The sequence below is a fragment of the Cerasibacillus sp. genome, from assembly GCF_036516575.1.
In the GTDB taxonomy this organism is placed as follows: Bacteria; Bacillota; Bacilli; order Bacillales; family Amphibacillaceae; genus Cerasibacillus.
This window is the reverse complement of the sequence record NZ_DATBTY010000071.1, coordinates 1-1,646: the sequence shown is the minus strand read 5'-3', so window position 1 is coordinate 1,646 and position 1,646 is coordinate 1. Positions and strand designations below refer to the sequence as shown.

2 protein-coding genes are annotated in these 1,646 nt (G+C 36.5%); one reads left to right on the top strand and one right to left on the bottom strand.

What is annotated here, in order from left to right:
- Positions 1-37 precede the first annotated feature (37 nt).
- On the top strand, positions 38-493 hold the full coding sequence (locus tag VIG73_RS11980; protein ID WP_331642290.1) for a chemotaxis protein CheX: 456 nt from the start codon (positions 38-40) through the stop codon (positions 491-493).
- A 389-nt stretch (positions 494-882) separates the two neighbouring features.
- Here VIG73_RS11980 and VIG73_RS11975 read toward each other — a convergent pair.
- The coding region (locus tag VIG73_RS11975) for a zinc-binding dehydrogenase (protein WP_331642288.1) at positions 883-1,646 on the bottom strand (764 nt) is incomplete at its 5' end.

Sequence of the window (1,646 nt, the reverse complement as noted above, 5' to 3'; positions counted from 1 at the left end):
ATAATATATCTAATAAAGATGAAAGTAGGAAGATACATTGTCACAAGCTAAAACAATACAACTCATTTTAAATCATATGATGCGTTCTTTAAAAGAAGTGATTCCATTTAGCATTGAAATTTCTGCACCGACAGTGACTCCAGAGCCTTATATTCAAAAAGAAATTAGTGTACTCATTGGACTTGTCGGAGATACGAAAGGTCGAATTTTAATTGATACATCACTAAATACGATGAAAGAAGTAGGAAAAGAAATGTTTAAAATGGACATTTCAGATGAATTTGTTGAATCTTTAAGTGGTGAAATTGGTAATATGCTCGCTGGAAATTTAAGCGTCGGACTCGAAAGTGATAAAGTGATGACGGATATTACGACTCCAACTGTTATGACAGGTTCTGCGAAATTCCACGGTTTCGGAAAAGCAATCACACTGCCTGTATTATTGAACGGTGAGGAAAAAATAAAAGTATTAATTATGTTAGATGACGAATAAGAAACGAGACGAGGAAATGAAAGAGCGTATAAAGGAATGGATTTAATACGTGATTAAAGTTGACGAAGTACCGCGAAACGGATCATTTCCTTATTACTACACTCATCTATATGTTCCGAATATTAAAGCAAGCTTACTTCTTTTTTGCTTTTTATTGTGCTGATGCAACTACTTTCACTATGTACATTACTAGCGTAAAGTGAAACTTTGTACGATACTCTACTTCACTTTCATATTTTCTGTTCACCGATTCATTTATTAAAATGAAAGCATCGTATCAAGTACTCTTTTTTTATTAGATAAATAACTGTATATACTTTACAATTCATTGAATAACATACAATTAAAAAAAGTCCCTTCTATTTTTAATGTAGAAGGGACTTTTAAAATTATTGTTCACCGCTTAATTTGACTAAAATTTTCGCTTGTGATTTATCTGAAATTAAAACGTCGAATCCTTTTTCAACGATGTCGTCTAATTCAATTTCGTCGGTAATAATACCATCCGTGTTCAACTGACCTGTGCTCATTAAGTCAATCGTTTGTTGGAATGAAGATGGTGTGTACGCAATACTTGATGTAATTTTAACACCTGTATTAATTAACTGAAGTGGGTTCCACGGAATTGGGTTCGCAAAGATTGAGACGATAACCATCGTTCCACGTGGACGTGTTGAATCAATCGCTTGTTCAAATGTCGCTTTCACACCTGCTACTTCAAATGAAACGTCTACACCGTAAGGTACGATTTCTTTAATCGCTTCTACTGGGTTCACTTCGCCTGAATTGACAACATGTGTCGCACCCATTTGTTTTGCTTTCGCTAAACGTTCTTCTGATAAGTCGAGCACGATAATTTTACTCGCGCCTGCTGCTTTTGCTGCTGCCGCTGTTAATAAGCCAATTGGACCTGCTCCGAATACGGCAACCGTATCTCCAAAGCGTAAATTAGATTCTTTCACTGCTTGTACGCCGACTGCTGCCGGTTCAACGAGCGCACCGTGTTGCAACGTTAATGGCTCTGGTAAAACGTATATATTTGATTCTGGAGCGTTTGCAAATGTCGCGAATCCACCATCACCATGAAGCCCGATAAAGTTAAAGCCGTCATACGTATCGTATTCTTCTGGTTTGTTTCCATATGTTAATGTTG